The 889-nt window shown below is 61.0% G+C and carries 1 protein-coding gene; it reads right to left on the bottom strand.

All coding sequences use genetic code 11. The features are described 5' to 3' along the window. Window positions 1–276: 276 nt before the first annotated feature. On the bottom strand, window positions 277–889 hold a 613-nt coding region (gene urtE, locus EN935_RS38065; protein WP_127374346.1), incomplete at its 5' end, for an urea ABC transporter ATP-binding subunit UrtE.

Genomic DNA, 889 nt, shown 5'->3' with positions numbered 1-889 from the left:
TTCCATGGCTGTCCCTTAGCCTGTGTGCCCAAACGCGTTTGAACGACAGAGATCGCAGGAGGGAAGCTAGGAAGCTTTGCTTGCGTGAAACTTGCCCGGTGCTAGCCGCGCCCTCGATCTGCGATAACCAGACTGATACGGAAGCGGCCGACTCACAAAAGCCATGGGAAAGACTAGCACGCAGCTCATGGTGCGCTAGTGACGCAGATGGCTGGATCGGAGAAATATTAGACTTGCGAATGATTTCGGACCGTCGGCTGAAGTCCAACGACGATTCTAGACGGTCAGGAACTTCCTGACATCAGCACGGTCCAAATCTTCCGCCGGGCCGGTATGGACGATCAGACCCCGGTCCATGATGTTGACCTCGTCGGCGAGCTCTCGGCAGAAATCGAGATACTGTTCGACCAAAAGCACCGCGATGCCGGCCTGGTCGCGCAGATAGCGGATGGCGCGGCCGATATCCTTGATGATCGACGGCTGGATGCCTTCGGTCGGCTCGTCGAGCACCAGCAGCTTCGGCCGCATCACCAATGCCCTGCCGATGGCGAGCTGCTGCTGCTGCCCTCCGGAAAGGTCGCCGCCACGGCGGCCGAGCATTTGCTTCAGCACCGGGAACAATTCGAAGACATGCGCCGGAATGTTGCGGTCGGCCCGTTTCAGCGGCGCAAAGCCCGATTCCAGGTTCTCCCGCACGGTGAGCAGCGGAAAAATCTCCCTGCCCTGTGGCACGAATGCGATGCCCGACCGGGCGCGGTCATACGCCGCGCTCCGGTCGAGCGCCTTCCCCTCGAAGGCAACGCTTCCGCTCGTCAGCCGGTGGTGGCCGACGATCGATCTCATCAAACTGGTCTTGCCGACGCCGTTGCGGCCGAGCACGCAGGTGATC

It is taken from the genome of Mesorhizobium sp. M7D.F.Ca.US.004.03.1.1 (assembly GCF_003998635.1).
In the GTDB taxonomy this organism is placed as follows: domain Bacteria; phylum Pseudomonadota; class Alphaproteobacteria; order Rhizobiales; family Rhizobiaceae; genus Mesorhizobium; species Mesorhizobium loti.
The sequence above is the reverse complement of the archived record's forward strand: the minus strand, read 5'-3'. Positions and strand labels throughout refer to the sequence as shown.